This is a genomic window from Oceanobacillus sp. B139/18 (assembly GCF_055524595.1).
The window spans coordinates 303,275-319,270 of sequence record NZ_JBVFXI010000006.1 but is presented as its reverse complement, the minus strand read 5'-3'; the positions used below and the strand labels follow the sequence as shown (position 1 = coordinate 319,270).

Sequence of the window (15,996 nt, the reverse complement as noted above, 5' to 3'; positions counted from 1 at the left end):
AACTTCTTATTTTTAAACAAAACATTGGGACTTTTCTTAATATTTTGTGGTGGAATTATAAAAGCATAAGGCGGGCAAGCACGTATCTTATGCAATCAAAAACTTCCCCAAGTTGGCAGTAGCTAACTGAAAGGAGGTGAACCCCTTGGGGCAAAAAGAAAATCGCACAATGAAGAAAAAGCGAGAAAGGCAACAAAAAAGAATAGCTATAATCAAAGGTCTGACCACCCTTGCAAAAGATATAGTTGTTCTGATTAAGTTGTTCTTGTCGTAAATAAAAATATTTTTTCGTCCTCATTAATGAGGGCGTTTTTTCAAAAAAAAAAGCTGGGAACCACCCCAACTTTTTTATTCGCCCTTGAAGCGAAAATCGCACAATATTTCTTTACATCCTTATTATAATAGCAATCAATGCTTTGTGTCAAATAATATTCATGCAAGCAAGCATCTATTTCTTAATAAGGGTGATATATATCTATTCCCTGTAGAGCGCTTTTTATTCATGTTATTTTAAAATAGCACAAGCTTAGTTTGCTGTCATTCTGCTAACTAGATTGAATCACAAATTTACAAGGAAAAAGAGAAAATACTTTTCAAGATCCAGTGCTCTTCGATGATGGCATTCATAAGCTATAAAGTCATCATCCAAAATAAGCCCTCCATCCCTTTGTTTCATTTTTTCTGCTTCAGCAACCGTCCTCAAGCCTTTTTTCACAAAATAGTCACTGTCGAAAATTTATTTATCCGCACCCCTATGTTATAATGCTTCTGGGTAAAATATCGACAAATTACTTTGCAGGGGAATGAAAAAAAATGGGGGAAAAGAAAAAAATATTTTTCTTTATATATCAGTTGGGGTCCGGCGGTGCGGCGAGAACGATGCTCAATTTATTAAATAACATGGATTTGGAGCAGTTTGAGCCGACATTGATTACCTTGAATTATGAAGGCGATTATGAAAAATACTTAAAAAAAGAAATCATCTTTATCAAGCTGCCGACCAGAAGACTGCGTTCGGGAATCATCCCTTTTTCCAAAATAATTAAAAAGGAAAAACCCGATATTGTCTTCAGTACCATTCCTAACTATAACCTCATTGCCATTGCAGCAAGACTGCTGTCCGGTCACAAAGCAAAAAACATTGTCCGGGAAGCAGCGTTATTAGGAACAGAAGGAAAAAGAAATACGAACCTGAAAATATATGGATTGGCCTATCGATTTTCGAAAAAAGTCGTTGCCCTTTCTGAAGGGGTAAGGCAGAATATCATTCAAAACTACAAAGTAAACCCGAAAAAGGTACAGGTTATTTATAACCCGGTCGATGTGGAAAATATAGAATCCTTGATGAAGCAAGGAGAAATTGCCGAGGAGTATCAATCTATATTTAATGACCCGAAAGAAAAAGTGATTATTACAGCAGGACGCTTGGTAGACGATAAGGACCAGGCGACATTGATTCAAGCTTTTGCTAAAGTACGTAAAAATATTTCAGCAAGCCTTGTCATTCTTGGTGAGGGAGAGCTGGAAGAGAAGCTGAAAAAGCAGGTAAAAGCATTGCATCTAGAGGACGCTGTATTTTTTGCAGGCTTTCAGGAGAATCCATATGTTTATTTTAATCAGGCGGATATTTTTGTGTTGTCTTCCAAAAGAGAAGGGTTCGGGCATGTGCTGACAGAAGCGCTCGCCGCCAGAATCCCGATTATCTCCACCGATGCCAGACCAGGCGCAGCAGAAGTTCTGGACAATGGTAAATATGGTGTGATTACACCGGTAGGAGATGCAGATGCACTAGCTGCACAAATGGAAGATGCTTTACATTGGGATGATGAAAAAAGAAACCAGATCACGGGAAAAGGCTGGGAACGAGCGGTATCCTTCCGTGCAGAGAAGATTGTCAAAGAATATGAGAAGCTTTTTAAACAAACGATTGATCAATAACGATGAATAACCAATAGAGAGGACAGCTGCAATGAATGAAAAAAAACGTGTTGTTCATTTAACAACAGTACATCATCCTCATGATCCGAGAATTTATCATAAGGAATGTAAATCATTAAAAAAAGCTGGATTCGACGTATACTTAATTGCCAAAGAAACAGAAACAGGAATAGATAGAGAGAGCGGCATCAAGCATATCCCAATCAAAGATTACAAAAGCAGATGGGAACGCATGACCAAGGGCGCCTGGACACTTTATAAGCAGGCGAAAAAATTAAAAGCGGATGTGTATCATTTTCATGACCCGGAGCTGCTGCCAGTCGCATGGCTGCTTAAAAATCGCCGGAATCATGTGATATATGATATTCATGAAGACTACATCACGAGCATGCTGCAAAAAGAATATCTACCGAAGCCGCTTCGTAAATTTGCTGCCAAAGCATATAAGAAAATGGAGCAGTTTTTCACAAAAAAGATGGAACGAATCCTTGCTGAAAAGTATTATAAGGATATTTATCCGGACGGGGAATGTGTGTTAAATTATCCGATGGTAAATACCGCTTTTATAAAGCATCAGCGCAAAGGAAAAATAGAAGATAAATTGATTTATACGGGCAATGTAACAGATGTGCGCGGTGCATTTCTGCATGCAAAATTGCCTTTAATAGATGAGAAAATCACGATGAATTATATTGGTAAATGCTCCACAGAATTCGCAGATGAGATTTACCGCATCGCTGGCAGCCAGTCAGACCGGATTCAAATCAAAGGAGTGAACCAATACATTCCAAAAGAAGAAATTGAACAAGCCTATTTGAAGCATAATTGGCTGGCAGGGGTTGCGATTTTTCCGGAAACAGAGCATTATATGAAGAAAGAATTAACCAAGTTCTTTGAGTATATGAATGCCGGTATTCCAATTATTTGTTCCAGCTTCCCTGTCTGGAAGCATTTTATCAATCAATATCGATGCGGTATCACAGTAGATCCGCATAATGACCAAGAAATAAAGGATGCGCTGGATTATTTAAGGAGTCATCCAGATGCGGCGAAGCAAATGGGTGAAAATGGGAAAAAAGCTGTCCAGGAACAATTGAATTGGGGAGCGGAAGAAGAAAAATTGATTGCCATTTACCAGCGTTTAGGAAACAAATAGGACGAAGTGAAGTGGGTGAATAACTTGGGAGATAGAAAACCGATAGTCTCTGTCATTACGCCAACCTATAACTCCGAACAGTTTATTGCAGAAACCATTGAATCGGTGCAGGCACAAACTTTTTCAGAGTGGGAAATGAATATTGTGGATGATTGCTCGACAGACCGGACGGCAGAAATTGTGAAAAGCTATGCCGAAAAAGACGCACGTATCCATCTAACCGTATTAGATAGGAATCAAGGCTCGGCAATCACACGCAACACAGCAATGGATCAGTCAACAGGACGCTATATTGCCTTTTTAGACAGCGATGATTTATGGCTGCCGGAAAAGCTGGAAAAGCAGCTCGCCTTTATGCAGGACAACGGGGTTGCCTTTTCATTCACACAGTATGTGCGTATGAATGAAGACGGCACAGATACCGGTGCAATCAGCACAGCCCCTGCAACCGTGACGTATGAGGATTTAATGAAACGCTGTGTCATCGGCTGCCTGACCGTCATGTTAGATCGCAAAAGAATAGGCGAACGGCGCATGGTCAATATCCGTACCAGACAAGACTACGCTTTCTGGCTGGAAATCACCAGAAACGGCCACTTTGCATATGGACTTCCAGAAGTACTCGCAAGGTACCGCCTCGTAGGCAACTCCATTTCCAGCAACAAATGGAAAGCAGCCAAAAGAAACTGGTACGTATTCCGGGAAGTAGAACAGCAAACCCTTCCCAAAACCCTATACTACTTCTCCCACTACGTAACCCGCTCACTCCGGGATTTACTGAAATGGAATGCAAAGAAGTAGGGGATGTTTTATAGCTATAATAGGTTGAGTTATTAGACCGTATTCGTTCATTTTTTATAATGGAAATGAACAATCCATGACTAGAATATATAACTAGCGGAAGAAATACACGGAGACTCCTGCGGGAAAGCGCAATGGTCTTCGGTGGGGCGAGTAATCGCAGTCCCAGGGTGAAGACCCCGCAGAAAAAGCGAACTTCTTTTTCGAGGAGGCTGAGCGCAAGCCCGCGGAAAGCGTAGTGTATTTCTGGAGCGATCGCTATAAAGCAGCATCTAATTCAACTCATGCTATTTTTATAAAACAACACCATTTTAGTGTATAATAGCAACTAGGCTCAGGAATCCTTCTAATAAGGACCCCTGACAATTAAAAGATGGAAAAAATCACTTTCCTGACAGGACAACCGCAGTATGTCCATAAATAGAAAGTGTTGAAACAATTAGGCGGTGTCAAATTATAATGAAAAACTATATACAAGAGATTTTACGGAGAAAAGATTTACTCTTCTACCTCGTAAAATCCGGACTCAAAGCGGAGCACCGAAACAGCTACCTCGGTTACTTCTGGTGGCTGCTCGACCCGCTGTTAAACGTACTCGTATTTTATTTCTTAGTCGTTATTATCTTAGATCGCGGCGGCGAAAATTTTGGTCTATTCCTGGTTGTTGGTTTAGTTGTCTGGAGATGGGTATCGACAAGCATGAACTCAGCATCTAAATCGATTTTAAGGTACAGTTCGATTATTAATCAGGTCTATTTGCCAAAATCATTATTTCCGATATCCTTTACGCTGACGCAATTATTTAACTTTGGATTTGGCTTAATTGTCATTGCAGGATTTTTGATAGGATATGGTGTTTTCCCAGATTGGCATGTTATCTATTTGCCAGCGCTAATCCTGATACAGCTGACCTTCCACTTAATGCTGGGACTTGTATTAGGATACGCTACAATATTTATTCGGGATATCGATAATTTACTCAGCTATGTGACGAGACTCTTTTTCTACGCGTCACCAATCATTTGGGAAGGCGGACGCTTGCCTCCTGAATACAGTTTCTTTGTCGATATTAATCCGATTGCGATACTGGTAACATCCTACCGTGATATTTTAATGTTTCATCGGGCACCGGACTTTCTAGGCTTGAGCATCATTTTTGTTGGAAGCTTAGCAATATGTGTCTATATGATTTATTATTACAGTAAGAACGAACACAAGATTATTAAAGCATTGTAATCCATGATGCGCCTTTAGCAGAATGGAATGAATCAAGCACGCAGCACAGGATAAAAATTCCCTCTCTCTTTTTAGGGGAGAGGGTTTTACAGAATACTGGAGCATGACCTCATGGTTCAGATAAAAAGCTATCGTGCGATAAAAGAGGTTTTATTATGTCAAATCATGATAATGAAAAAATCGATAAACAGTCAAAAGAAGAGGTTGTTGTTTCGAAAAATATAGCCGTATCCTTTCATGATAACCGGCATGCTGATGATTTAAAATCCACCCTGACGAACCTTTTCAAGAAGAAAAAAAATAAGAAGAAATCGGAAAAGGTGTGGCCGTTAAAAGATATTACATTTACCGGCTATCAGGGAGAAATTTTAGGAATTATCGGTTCAAACGGTGCCGGAAAAACGACGTTGAGCAAAATCATTACCGGTATTCTTACACAGGATGAAGGAATAATGAACGTTGATGGAAATGTAACAGCTCTTTTCTCTTTCGGGATGGGCTTTAATAAAGAACTGACAGGAAGAGAAAATGTCTATTTAAATGGAATGATGCTCGGCATTAATAAGCAATTAATTAATGATTATATTGAAGATATTCATGAATTCTCGGAGATTGGGCAGTTTTTTGACCAGCCGATGAAATACTATTCCAGCGGGATGAAGGCGCGGCTTGGTTTCAGTGTCGCCTCTCACCTTCAGCCGGAAATCCTCATTTTGGATGAGGCATTGAACACAGGAGACGTGAAATTTGGCAGCAAGGCAGCAGCAAAGCTCAAGGAGCTGGTTGCGAATGCGAAAATGGTAGTGATTGTTACCCACAGTCTGCGTTATGCCCAAAAGAACTGTGACCGCTTGATTTGGCTGGACAATGGATATGTCAAAGAAATTGGAGATCCCAAAACCGTCATTGAGCATTATAAAGAAACGGTTCCCCCCGTTGCGCGTCAAAGAAGGCAAAAGCGCAGTCTGAATGTGACTAAGACAGAAACAAATGTCGGTAAGGAATCGATCGTAAAAGCAGAGAATGTCGGCATATCCTTCAAGCTGCAAAATAAAAAAGAAGACTACTGGGCATTAAAAAATGTCAGCTTCGATATTAAAGAAGGAGAAGTCGTCGGCATCATCGGGCATAATGGCGCCGGGAAAAGTACACTCTGTAAAGCCATTACAAACATACTCAGACCCGATGAGGGAACATTGACGGTAAATGGCCAGACATCCTCTCTGCTCGGCTACGGTACAGGTTTTAACGCACAATTAACTGGAACAGACAATATTTATTTAAATGCGATGCTGTTAGGAATCCCAAAAGAACGTGTCGATGAAAAATATGAGGAAATCATTGAATTCTCCGGTATCCGAAAAGCAATCGATAAGCCGGTAAAGCATTATTCAGCAGGGATGAAATCACGCCTCGGCTTTAGTATCGCAGCGATTTTAAAGCCCGATGTATTTATCGTCGATGAAGCCCTGTCAACAGGCGACCTTGCCTTTCAGGAAAAAGCCAGTGTCCGCATCCAAGAGATGATGGACCACGCCAAAGCAGTCATCATCGTATCCCACAGCATGGGCTTTGTCGAAAAAGTATGTACCAGAGGCATCTGGATGGAACAGGGCCAAGTGAAATTCGACGGCACCGCAGAAGAAGCCGTCGCAAAATACCGCGAAGCCATGGGCGTCCAAAAAAAGCCAGCAAAGAAAAAACCAAAAGTCATCAACGCCAAACAACCAGTCAAAGCAAACGCAGCAAAAACAAAAAGCGCAGAACAGAAATAAAGCAGTGGTATAAAATAATTTAAATTTATTTATTTTATCTTTCTCATCTAATAAAATAAATTATTTTTTCTATAGTTAAGCACTCTATCCAGCGGAGGAAATACACGGAGACTCCTATGGGAAAGCGCAGTGGGAAGACCCCGCAGGGAAAAAGTGCTCTTCTTTTTACCGAGGAGGCTGAGCGCAAGCCCATGGAAAGCGTAGTGTATTTCCGGAGCGACAGCTAGAAGGTAAAATATAATTTTAAACTTATACAGGTTAAATCTTTCGCAATAAATTCAACGGATAGAAGAAAAATGGTGGTGTCATAATGGCAGGAGTTATAAAAAAAATAGTGGCAGAACCAGTAGATTGGTTTATCTACTCGGTTTTAGGAGAGAAACAGCGCAAATACCTCTTAAACATCTTAAGTAACCAGCAGAAAGACGCCATCAAACGCGTCTTGCTCGGCAAAAAAGAAGCAGAGAGACAGCGCCTGAAACAAATCAAGTTCCATTTATATAATCTGGGCTTTATCGAGAAAGGCTTAGCCGATTTAGAAGCCTATATAGAGGAAGCAAACGATCCATCCTTAAAAAGAACAGCAGCCTGGGAAAAAGTACTCTGGCATGCCAATCAATATAATGAAAAGGATGCGGCGATTGCATTAGAATATCTTCCGCTTGCCGAAGAAGGCGAAGTGCAGCCGGACCAGCAGCGCCGTATCGCTATTATCAAAGCAGAGCTGCTGGATGAAACGGGCGAGCGTGAAACAGCCAGAAACGTCTTACAGGACGCTTTAAAAGCAGGAGAACACGCAGATATCTATCTGGCGTTAGCAAATTTAGAAGCGGATATCAAGGATCGATTTGTTTACATCAATAAAGCATTCTCTCTCTATGACCTGGATAACATTGCCACCGATGAAACAGGCCAATATGACAGCCTCCATACCATCAAAACACATGAAAATATTTCAGATGGACCGCTGATCTCTGTCATTATTCCTGCCTATAATGCCGGGGATGGAATCAGGGTAGCAATTGAATCGATTCTGGAGCAGACATGGCAGCATATCGAATTAATTATTGTCGATGACCATAGCCCGGATAATACGATGGAGATCGTACAGGAATATGCAGCAACAGACAGCCGGATTAAAGTCATGCAGACTCCGCAAAACAGCGGTCCCTACATTGCACGCAATATTGCCCTGGAAGCAGCGGCTGGCGAATTTGTGACCGTGAACGATTCGGATGACTGGTCGCATGCTTCCAAATTAGAGATTCAGGCGAAGCATCTACTAGCAAATACAGAGGTGGTTGCCAATACCTCCGAGCATGCGAGAATTACCGAAGAGATGACGTTGTATCGCAGGGGAACGCCAGGAAAATACATCTTCCCGAATATGTCATCGATTATGTTCCGCAGAGCGCCTGTATTGGAAAAAATCGGTTTCTGGGATAGTGTCCGCTTTGCTGCAGATGGCGAATTTAAACGCCGTTTGTTAAAAAGCTTTGGCACACGGGCTTATGTTGACTTAGCTTCTGGTCCGTTATCCCTGCCAAGACAAGCTGTCACCTCCTTAACAGGAAGCTCCGCCTTTGGCTATAACGGCTTCTTTATGGGTGTGCGCAAGGAGTATGTGGAATCATTGGAGAATCATCATCAACGGGCAGAGGATGTCCGCTACACTTATCCAATGACGGAAAGGCCATATCCCGTGCCGGAACCAATGTGGCCGGCCAAGGAAGAAAAAACAGAGGGTGTCCGGAAATTTGATGTCGTTATTGCCACAGATTTTCGGGCATTGAACGAAGCAGATTGGCAGGTATTCAACGACTGCTTACAAGCGACAGGAACCCGAATCGGCCTGGTGCAAATCAACGCCTATGATTTCGTGCTTCCGAAAAAAATCGACGAAGGCATTCGTCAAAAATTAGATGGAGATCGTCTGCAGATGCTTGTCTACGGAGAAAAGGTTGATGCCGAGAAGACCGTATGCATCAAGCCGACCGTGTACCAATATCAGCAGAAGTACCTGCCAACCTTGACGACAAAGCAGCTGGCAGTTGTGCTGACAGAAGCACCTGACAATCAGGCAGATCTAAACAATGCCGCCAAGCATATCGAAGAATATTTTGGCCAGCTGGGAGCATGGTTCCCGGCGGATGAACAGATACAGCAGGAAATCAAAAATACTATTCCAGCAACGGAAATCAAACAGGCATATGCCGACCGTGTATGGGAAAAGAGTTGTCTAGAAAATGAAACAACCAATCGATAAAACCGAGCTTCACACACGTCTGCAGCACGCAGAAGAAGAGCTCGATACCAAAAGAAAAGAAGAAGCAGCATTAAAGGAGACTTATAGACGCTATAAGTCTGCCTTTTTGTTTGCAGAAACCTTAAAGCAAAAGGCTGCCGGCTGGAAGAAGGACGGTATCTCGCTGGCAAAAGCAGTGCCTTCCTATGCCCTGGGACGGAGAAATATCAAAAAGCTCTACAGCACTTCTTATAAACAGAAGGATGCCAGCAATCAATTGAAGCCGGTCAAAACTTATTTATATGACCTCGGCTTTGAAGAACGCGCTCTCAGCAATTTACAGGATATGCTGTATCATTCCAATAATAAATATCTTATCAAAGCAGCTGCATGGGAGCTGGGTTTTTGGTTTGCCAACAAACTGACTCCAAACAGTGCAGAGCAGGCCGTCACCTATCTGGAAATTGCGCTCGAGGGAGAGCAGAATATAGACGTGCGCCGTCGTATTATCATCCTGCTTGCCGAAGCTTATAAAATACTGGGGCAGCATGCAAAAGGGATGCAGCTGATTAAAGAAGCACTGAACCAAGGATGGCATCCCGATTTACTGCTGGCACTGGCCAACCTGTGCCGAAATCAGGAGGACCGTCTGTATTGGATCAATGAAGTGCTGCATGCGTATCAGCTGGAGCCGCTTTATATCAATAACGCAATCTCAGGTGCTTATCTCTATGATCAATTAGACACCCACCCGATTCAGATAAAAGAAGAGCAGAGTGAACAGCCTAAAATTACGGTCATCATTCCAGCATACAATTCGGAATCGGGCATTTCTGTTGCATTAAGATCATTGACAAAGCAAACGTGGACAAACCTGGAAATCATCGTTGTCGATGACTGCAGTCCGGATCATACCGCAGCTGTTGTCAAAGAATGGATGCAGCAGGATGACAGAATTAAGCTCTTGCAAACCGAAACAAATTCAGGGCCATATGTAGCCAGAAATATCGCGCTCCAGCAAGCAACAGGAGAATTCGTGACCATTAATGATGCGGACGACTGGTCTCATCCGCAAAAAATAGAAATCCAGGCACGGCATTTGCTGGAAAATCCGTCTGTTATCGCCAATACATCGGAGCATGCCAGGCTGACAGAGGATTTATATCTGTATCGCAGGGGGATGCCGGGGAAATATATTTTTTCCAATATGTCATCGATTATGTTTCAGAGAATTCCAGTTTTAGAGAAGGTCGGCTATTGGGATGCGGTGCGTTTCGCCGCAGACAGTGAATTTAAAAAGCGGCTGGCGCTCACCTTTGGAACAGAGCAGGTGAAGGATCTGCCGACTGGGCCGCTTTCCTTCCCGATGCAATCCTCCGGTTCGTTAACGGGGAATTCCTCCTTTGGCTATAACGGCTTTCTTATGGGAGCACGTAAGGAATATGCCGAGGCACATAACCGGATGCATCAGCAAGCAAAGGATGTATATTTTCCCTATCAGCAAAAGGAGCGTCCATTTGCCGTGCCGAAGCCGATGCTTGTAAAAGGAGCCCGGCATCAGGTGGATGTTGCGTATATAGCAGATTTTCGCCAATATGATACGGAGATAGGCAAGGAAATCAAATGGCTGAAGGAAAATGGCTTTACGGTTGGCTTGATCCAGCGCGGGATATATGATTTGAAGCAATCCAAGTTTATCCATCAGAAGGTAAGGGACTTCGTGGATGGGGAGCAGGTATGCATGCTCGTTTACGGAGAAAGAGCAGAAGCACAGCTCACTATTATCAAAAATCCGCTTATCTTTCAGGAAAAACAGCGCTATATGCCGGAGCTCAAGACAACCGCAGCCAAGGTCATTATTAATAAAATACCGAAGAAAAATAATTTGGAATACAATATGCGCCAATGTGCAATGAGGCTGCACCGCTATCTGGGACAGGCAGCCGCATGGTATCCGGCGAGCATAGAAATCAGAGAACAGCTGATTGAGGAACAGAGCCATACCATCCGCTATTATCCAGTGGCGGCATCCAATTGGATAGAGGAAGAGCAGGCCTTTAGAAAGATGCTGAAAGATAATTTTGTCGTTCCAGGCAAATGGAAGGAAGGAGGGCATGAAGATGCCAGAGGATAAATCGTATGAAGAACTGATTGATCAGCTTATCGAAAAAGAAGCGCAGGTAGATGATACCAAAGCAAGTATTGCCAAGACAGATAAACAAATTAAAAAAATCATGAAAAGCAATACGTATCAAAAAACAGCTTCTATTCGCAAACTCCTTCCTTCCGGGAAAGAAAAAGACAATTATATCGCTTATCTGGAAGAACAGCTTCTTCACTATCAATCGGAAACCGTTTTGTTGAAGGAGCAGTTAGCAGAACGCGAAAAAGCGCTCAAGCAATTTGATTATAATACCCTTTGGAGATATATCAAAGAAAAGAAAGACAAAGGAAAAATCATTGCGGAATTAGATAAACGCATCGAGCAGAAAAAATTAGAAGACCGTCATTTCCGGGATTTGCTGGAGGCAGCTGCACGGCAGTTCCAGCAGGAAGAACCGGCCTTTAAACAGCGGATTTTCACAAAAGTATTAGCTGGAGTCAAAGGGCATGCTTCTGAATTCATGGCACGCGCAGGACTTACGGAAGACCCTGTCAGCCTGGCGGACGTCGCTTCCTATCGCGCCTGCATGAATATGCGTGTCAGACAATATCAGCTGTTAGGAACGCTCCCGGAATACGAATTAGACGATAAGCAGACAGCGTATCGCTTTATGGAAAAACAAGCGATACGCACGCCTGGCAGCCCGGAGGATATCTACACGATAGAAACCCTGCCGGAGGAAGAAAATATTGTTATCAAGCCGGCAAATGGAGCTGGAGGACGTGGAGTTTACATTGTATATGCATCTAGTGATATAATAAGTGTAAAGACAGGAGAGAAATTGTCGAACTGGTCTTTACTCAAGCATCGCATGGAGAAGGATCTGCAGGAAAATAAAGTGGATCAGGATGCCTGGCGCATCGAAGAATTAATCCTTGAGGATACCGCTAATAAGGTATCCGGGCGCGATGTGAAGTTTTATTGCTTCTATGGCAAGGTCGGCGTTATCCTGGAAATCATTCGCACGCCAGAGATGAAATACTGCTGGTGGGATGGACAGGGGAAACGTATCCAGACAGGAAAATATGAGGACAAAGCCTTCGAAGGCAAAGGAGTCTCCAAGGAAGAAATCGACATGGCAGAGAGAATCAGCAGTATGATTCCCAGCCCCTTTATGCGAATCGATTTTCTGCGATCTGAAAATGGATTGGTTTTTGGAGAATTTACACCAAAACCGGGCAATTATGATGAATTCAATGATAAAATAGACACATATTTAGGAAATTTATTTATCGAAGCACAGGGGGAGTTAGATAGAGACCTGCTTCAAGGAAAAACATTTAAAATATAAATGCAGAATAACGTACTAAAATGGATTAATCAGGAGGATCAGGCATGAGTGAGAATAATGCTGAATGGCTATCGCATTTATCATCAGAAGTTATTTCTGATGTACACGGAAGTTTATTAGACGCATACGTAATTGCGCTGGAAGGCTGGCGGAGAGGTCTGAAATTAAGGTGGCATGTTGAAGATTCAGAGAAATTCAGTGAAATGGTTACATGGTTCACCGAGAGACCTGGACAATTATTTTCATTAAGTTCAGATAGCAGGACACATTATTTCTTCCGTTCCAGAGGAGATAAAGTAACCAATGAAGCTGTATCTATTGGAAAAGACAAAGGAAGCTCCAAACAGCACTTAAGCGAGCACGGCGTTCCAGTGCCGCAGGGAGGAATATTTACCAGCGAGCACACGAAAGAAGAAGTTCTGGAATGCGGCAGCAAAATCGGATTTCCCGTTGTGCTGAAACCAAAGGACGGAAGCTTTGGCCGCGGCGTCTTTGTCAACATTACCAGCACAGAAGAATTAGAAGCATGCTATGACTACACCAAAGAGCTGGGAACCACCGATGACATCATTATCGAGCAATATATCGCCGGAAAAGATTACCGCCTATATGTTGTCGGAGATGAAGTTGTCGGAGCAATGCACCGCCAGCCGCCAAACGTTGTCGGAGATGGTGTACATACGATAGAACAGTTGATTCAATTAAAAAATGCAGAGCGAGAAAAAAATCCGCGTTTAGTAAGCTGTCCAGTTATCGTAAATGATGAATTAACAGATTTTATCGCGAGAAAGGGTCATACGCTTTCTTCCATTCCTGAAAAAGATGATTTGATCTATTTAAACTTTAAAGGAAATATCTCACTTGGCGGCGATCCAATTGATGTATTAGACAGCCTGTCCCAGGAAGTGAAGGACACAGCAGTTAAAGCGCTGCGGTCCGTTGCAGGATTGACACATGGGGCCGTCGATATCATTATCAATGAGAAGGATGACAAAGCCTATGTATTAGAATTAAACCCTACCGCACAGCTGGGCGGGCTATTATATCCAATCGAGGGCAAGTCAAGAGATATTCCCAAAGCAATCATAGACTTTTATTTTCCAGAAACAAAGGACAAGAATGTTGCACAAATCAATACATTCTTTGATTTCCATGATGTACTGGACCCGCTCCAAAATCGGGACGCAACCGTGACCACTGTCACCCCATGTCCGCAGCAAAAGGTCTATATGAAGAAATATATCGTGGTCGGCGATGTCTTAGATATCGGTTACCACCGCGGCCTTCGCAAGCAGGCATTTGAACGGGAATTGCATGGGTATATCATGACGAAGGAAATCGGCGATATCGAAATCGTTGTAGCCGGCACAGATCCGGAAATGGTAGAAGACTTTAAACACGGTATCTGGGAAGATGAAGAAAGAGCAACCGTGATGGAAGTACTAGAAGAAGATGTTGACGAAGCAGTGAAAGTCGGCTTTGAGATAAAAACAGATTTAAAAACACAAGTAGAAGAATTAAAATGGTACAAGCGTGAACTGGAAGAAACCGAGCTGGCCTTGAAAAAAGCTGAGCTGAAACGGAGAAAGTACTACGAAAGCGTCTCTTGGAAGGCAACCTCGCCAATCCGGGCGGTTGGGTCGATCTTTAAGAAGTTTAAGGGATAATGATGAGTTGAAAGAAGCTACAGGAGGATATGAATATGAAAGACAATCAGTTAGGGATAAGTCTTCCACATCTGAATAATGACATTGTACGAAATGCGCGAAAAACACGTCTGGACGCATTTTCTGTTGCATTAGAAGGATGGAGAAGAGGTCTGAAGCTAAAATGGTACACGAAGGATTCCGAGCACTTTGAGAATATGGTTATTTTTGGAGTGAACCCGCCCGGACGTTTATTTTCATTAACCTCAGAGAAGCAGACACATTACTTCTTTAGAACAAGAGGAGATCTGGTTTCCAGTGAAGCAGTAGAAATTGGATCAGAGAAGGATGATACCAAAATCTATCTCGGCAATGCAGGCGTGCCTGTACCAAAGGGAAAAGGCTTTGAAGCAGAGGCAACCAATGAAGAGATTATCGAATTTGCGGATACAGTCGGCTTTCCATTAGTTCTCAAACCAACCAACGCGAGTCTTGGAAATGGTGTTGTAACCAATATTAAAAATAGAGAACAATTAATCAAGGCGATTCATTATGTCCGCCGGGAATTAGAGTATGAAGAAGTAGTGCTGGAGCAATATGTCAGCGGGAAAGAGTATCGTGTTTATGTCGTGGGCGACGAAGTAATCGCAGCGTACAACCGTGTACCTGCGAACATTATGGGCGATGGGGAACACACCATTGAGCAATTAATCGATATCAAGAACGCGATACGCAGAAAGAATGCCCGCTTAAACAGCTGTCTGATTCATATGGATGTCGAAATTCTCGAGTTTATTCAGGAAGCTGGCTACACATTGGAAAGTGTCCCGGAGAAGGACAAAGTAATTTACTTGCGGGAGAAAACGAATGTATCCTCCGGCGGAGACCCTGTTGATGTAACAGACACTCTGCCGCAAGAATATAAGGACATTGCTATCAATGCATTAAAAGCAATTGATGATTTTCCGCAGGGCGGCGTCGATATAATTGTCAATGACCGCGAAGACCTGAAAGGGGAAGCTGTGGTTATTGAATTGAACCCTACCGCACAAATTGGCGGGGCGCTCTTCCCGATTGAAGGGAAATCAAGAGACATTCCGAAAGCGATTATAGACTATTATTTCCCAGAAACCAAAGGGAAGGTAGACACTACAAAATCGAGAGTCTCTTTTAATTTAATCAATGTTTTGGAGCCGCTTGAAAATAGAGCAGCACTGGAAGTAGAAGTTGCGCCTGCGCCAATAGGAGAGCTCTATATCCGGAAATATATCGTGAATGGAAATGTACAGCGATACAATTATCATAAATGGCTGAAGAGACAGGCACTTGCTCAAAATCTGCACGGTTATGTGAAAAGCATGGTCTTTGATGAAATTGAAGTTGTTGTAGCTGGAACGGATCAAAAAGCAGTGGAAGACTTTAAAGAGGTTATCAAAGGCTACCCGCAGGGATCGGAAGTAACCCGTATCAAAGAAGAGGACTATGACAGCTTTATTACGGTAGGATTTGAAATTTCCGAGCAGTATAATACCAATAATATAAAATCCGTGCAGCATGCTTTAAGAAGCATGGATAAAGATTTGCAGGAATTTAGAAAGAAAAAAGACAGAGCGGAAAAAGATATCAAACATATCTTGAATAGTACTTCTTGGAAGGTTACAGAGTCTATACGTAAGGTTGGCTCGAAAGTGAAGGATAAAAGTAGAAGGTAGCGTATTTTAAAATAGAGCTAATTATAATTACC

At 42.6% G+C, this 15,996-nt stretch carries 11 protein-coding genes; all 11 read left to right on the top strand.

The window, feature by feature from the left end:
* The first annotated feature begins 145 nt into the window (after positions 1–145).
* The 11 genes from ACZSMY_RS17960 to ACZSMY_RS17910 all read left to right on the top strand — a co-directional run bounded on the left by ACZSMY_RS17960 (position 146) and on the right by ACZSMY_RS17910 (position 15,964).
* A complete protein-coding gene (locus ACZSMY_RS17960) occupies positions 146–274 on the top strand; it encodes a hypothetical protein (protein ID WP_281422729.1) in 129 nt (42 codons plus the stop codon).
* A gap of 539 nt (positions 275–813) precedes the next feature.
* Positions 814–1,938 carry a glycosyltransferase gene (locus ACZSMY_RS17955; protein WP_465148110.1) on the top strand — a complete coding sequence of 375 codons (1,125 nt, stop codon included), beginning with the start codon at positions 814–816 and terminating at the stop codon, positions 1,936–1,938.
* Positions 1,939–1,969: 31 nt separating this feature from the next.
* Entirely contained in the window at positions 1,970–3,094 is a 1,125-nt protein-coding gene (locus ACZSMY_RS17950) for a glycosyltransferase (protein ID WP_465148109.1), read from the top strand.
* A 24-nt stretch (positions 3,095–3,118) separates the two neighbouring features.
* On the top strand, positions 3,119–3,895 hold the full coding sequence (locus tag ACZSMY_RS17945; RefSeq protein ID WP_465148108.1) for a glycosyltransferase family 2 protein: 777 nt from the start codon (positions 3,119–3,121) through the stop codon (positions 3,893–3,895).
* Between the two features lie 459 nt (positions 3,896–4,354).
* The gene (locus ACZSMY_RS17940; protein ID WP_212929172.1) at positions 4,355–5,131 is read left to right on the top strand and encodes an ABC transporter permease; all 777 of its coding nucleotides are present in this window, start codon (positions 4,355–4,357) and stop codon (positions 5,129–5,131) included.
* A 155-nt stretch (positions 5,132–5,286) separates the two neighbouring features.
* Positions 5,287–6,906: an ABC transporter ATP-binding protein gene (locus ACZSMY_RS17935; RefSeq protein ID WP_339234618.1), complete on the top strand. Its 1,620-nt coding sequence runs from the start codon at positions 5,287–5,289 to the stop codon at positions 6,904–6,906.
* A gap of 310 nt (positions 6,907–7,216) precedes the next feature.
* On the top strand, positions 7,217–9,172 hold the full coding sequence (locus ACZSMY_RS17930) for a glycosyltransferase family 2 protein (protein ID WP_465148107.1): 1,956 nt from the start codon (positions 7,217–7,219) through the stop codon (positions 9,170–9,172).
* Positions 9,153–11,285: a glycosyltransferase family 2 protein gene (locus ACZSMY_RS17925; protein WP_465148106.1), complete on the top strand. Its 2,133-nt coding sequence runs from the start codon at positions 9,153–9,155 to the stop codon at positions 11,283–11,285. Before ACZSMY_RS17930 ends, ACZSMY_RS17925 begins: the two co-directional genes overlap by 20 nt.
* Positions 11,272–12,606, top strand: coding sequence for an ATP-grasp fold amidoligase family protein (locus ACZSMY_RS17920; RefSeq protein ID WP_465148105.1), 1,335 nt, complete (start codon positions 11,272–11,274; stop codon positions 12,604–12,606). The genes ACZSMY_RS17925 and ACZSMY_RS17920 overlap by 14 nt, the downstream gene beginning before the upstream one ends.
* Before the next feature lie 44 nt (positions 12,607–12,650).
* On the top strand, positions 12,651–14,273 hold the full coding sequence (locus ACZSMY_RS17915) for an acylphosphatase (RefSeq protein ID WP_368901442.1): 1,623 nt from the start codon (positions 12,651–12,653) through the stop codon (positions 14,271–14,273).
* Positions 14,274–14,308: 35 nt separating this feature from the next.
* Entirely contained in the window at positions 14,309–15,964 is a 1,656-nt protein-coding gene (locus ACZSMY_RS17910; protein WP_368901443.1) for an acylphosphatase, read from the top strand.
* Positions 15,965–15,996 lie beyond the last annotated feature (32 nt).

Excerpts from the sequence above, each read along its gene's own strand:
- ACZSMY_RS17955 (WP_465148110.1), top strand. The coding sequence starts at position 814 with ATGGGGGAAAAGAAAAAAATATTTTTCTTTATATATCAGTTGGGGTCC.
- ACZSMY_RS17950 (WP_465148109.1), top strand. The coding sequence starts at position 1,970 with ATGAATGAAAAAAAACGTGTTGTTCATTTAACAACAGTACATCATCCT.
- ACZSMY_RS17940 (WP_212929172.1), top strand. The coding sequence starts at position 4,355 with ATGAAAAACTATATACAAGAGATTTTACGGAGAAAAGATTTACTCTTC.
- ACZSMY_RS17935 (WP_339234618.1), top strand. The coding sequence starts at position 5,287 with ATGTCAAATCATGATAATGAAAAAATCGATAAACAGTCAAAAGAAGAG.
- ACZSMY_RS17930 (WP_465148107.1), top strand. The coding sequence starts at position 7,217 with ATGGCAGGAGTTATAAAAAAAATAGTGGCAGAACCAGTAGATTGGTTT.
- ACZSMY_RS17925 (WP_465148106.1), top strand. The coding sequence starts at position 9,153 with ATGAAACAACCAATCGATAAAACCGAGCTTCACACACGTCTGCAGCAC.
- ACZSMY_RS17920 (WP_465148105.1), top strand. The coding sequence starts at position 11,272 with ATGCCAGAGGATAAATCGTATGAAGAACTGATTGATCAGCTTATCGAA.
- ACZSMY_RS17915 (WP_368901442.1), top strand. The coding sequence starts at position 12,651 with ATGAGTGAGAATAATGCTGAATGGCTATCGCATTTATCATCAGAAGTT.
- ACZSMY_RS17910 (WP_368901443.1), top strand. The coding sequence starts at position 14,309 with ATGAAAGACAATCAGTTAGGGATAAGTCTTCCACATCTGAATAATGAC.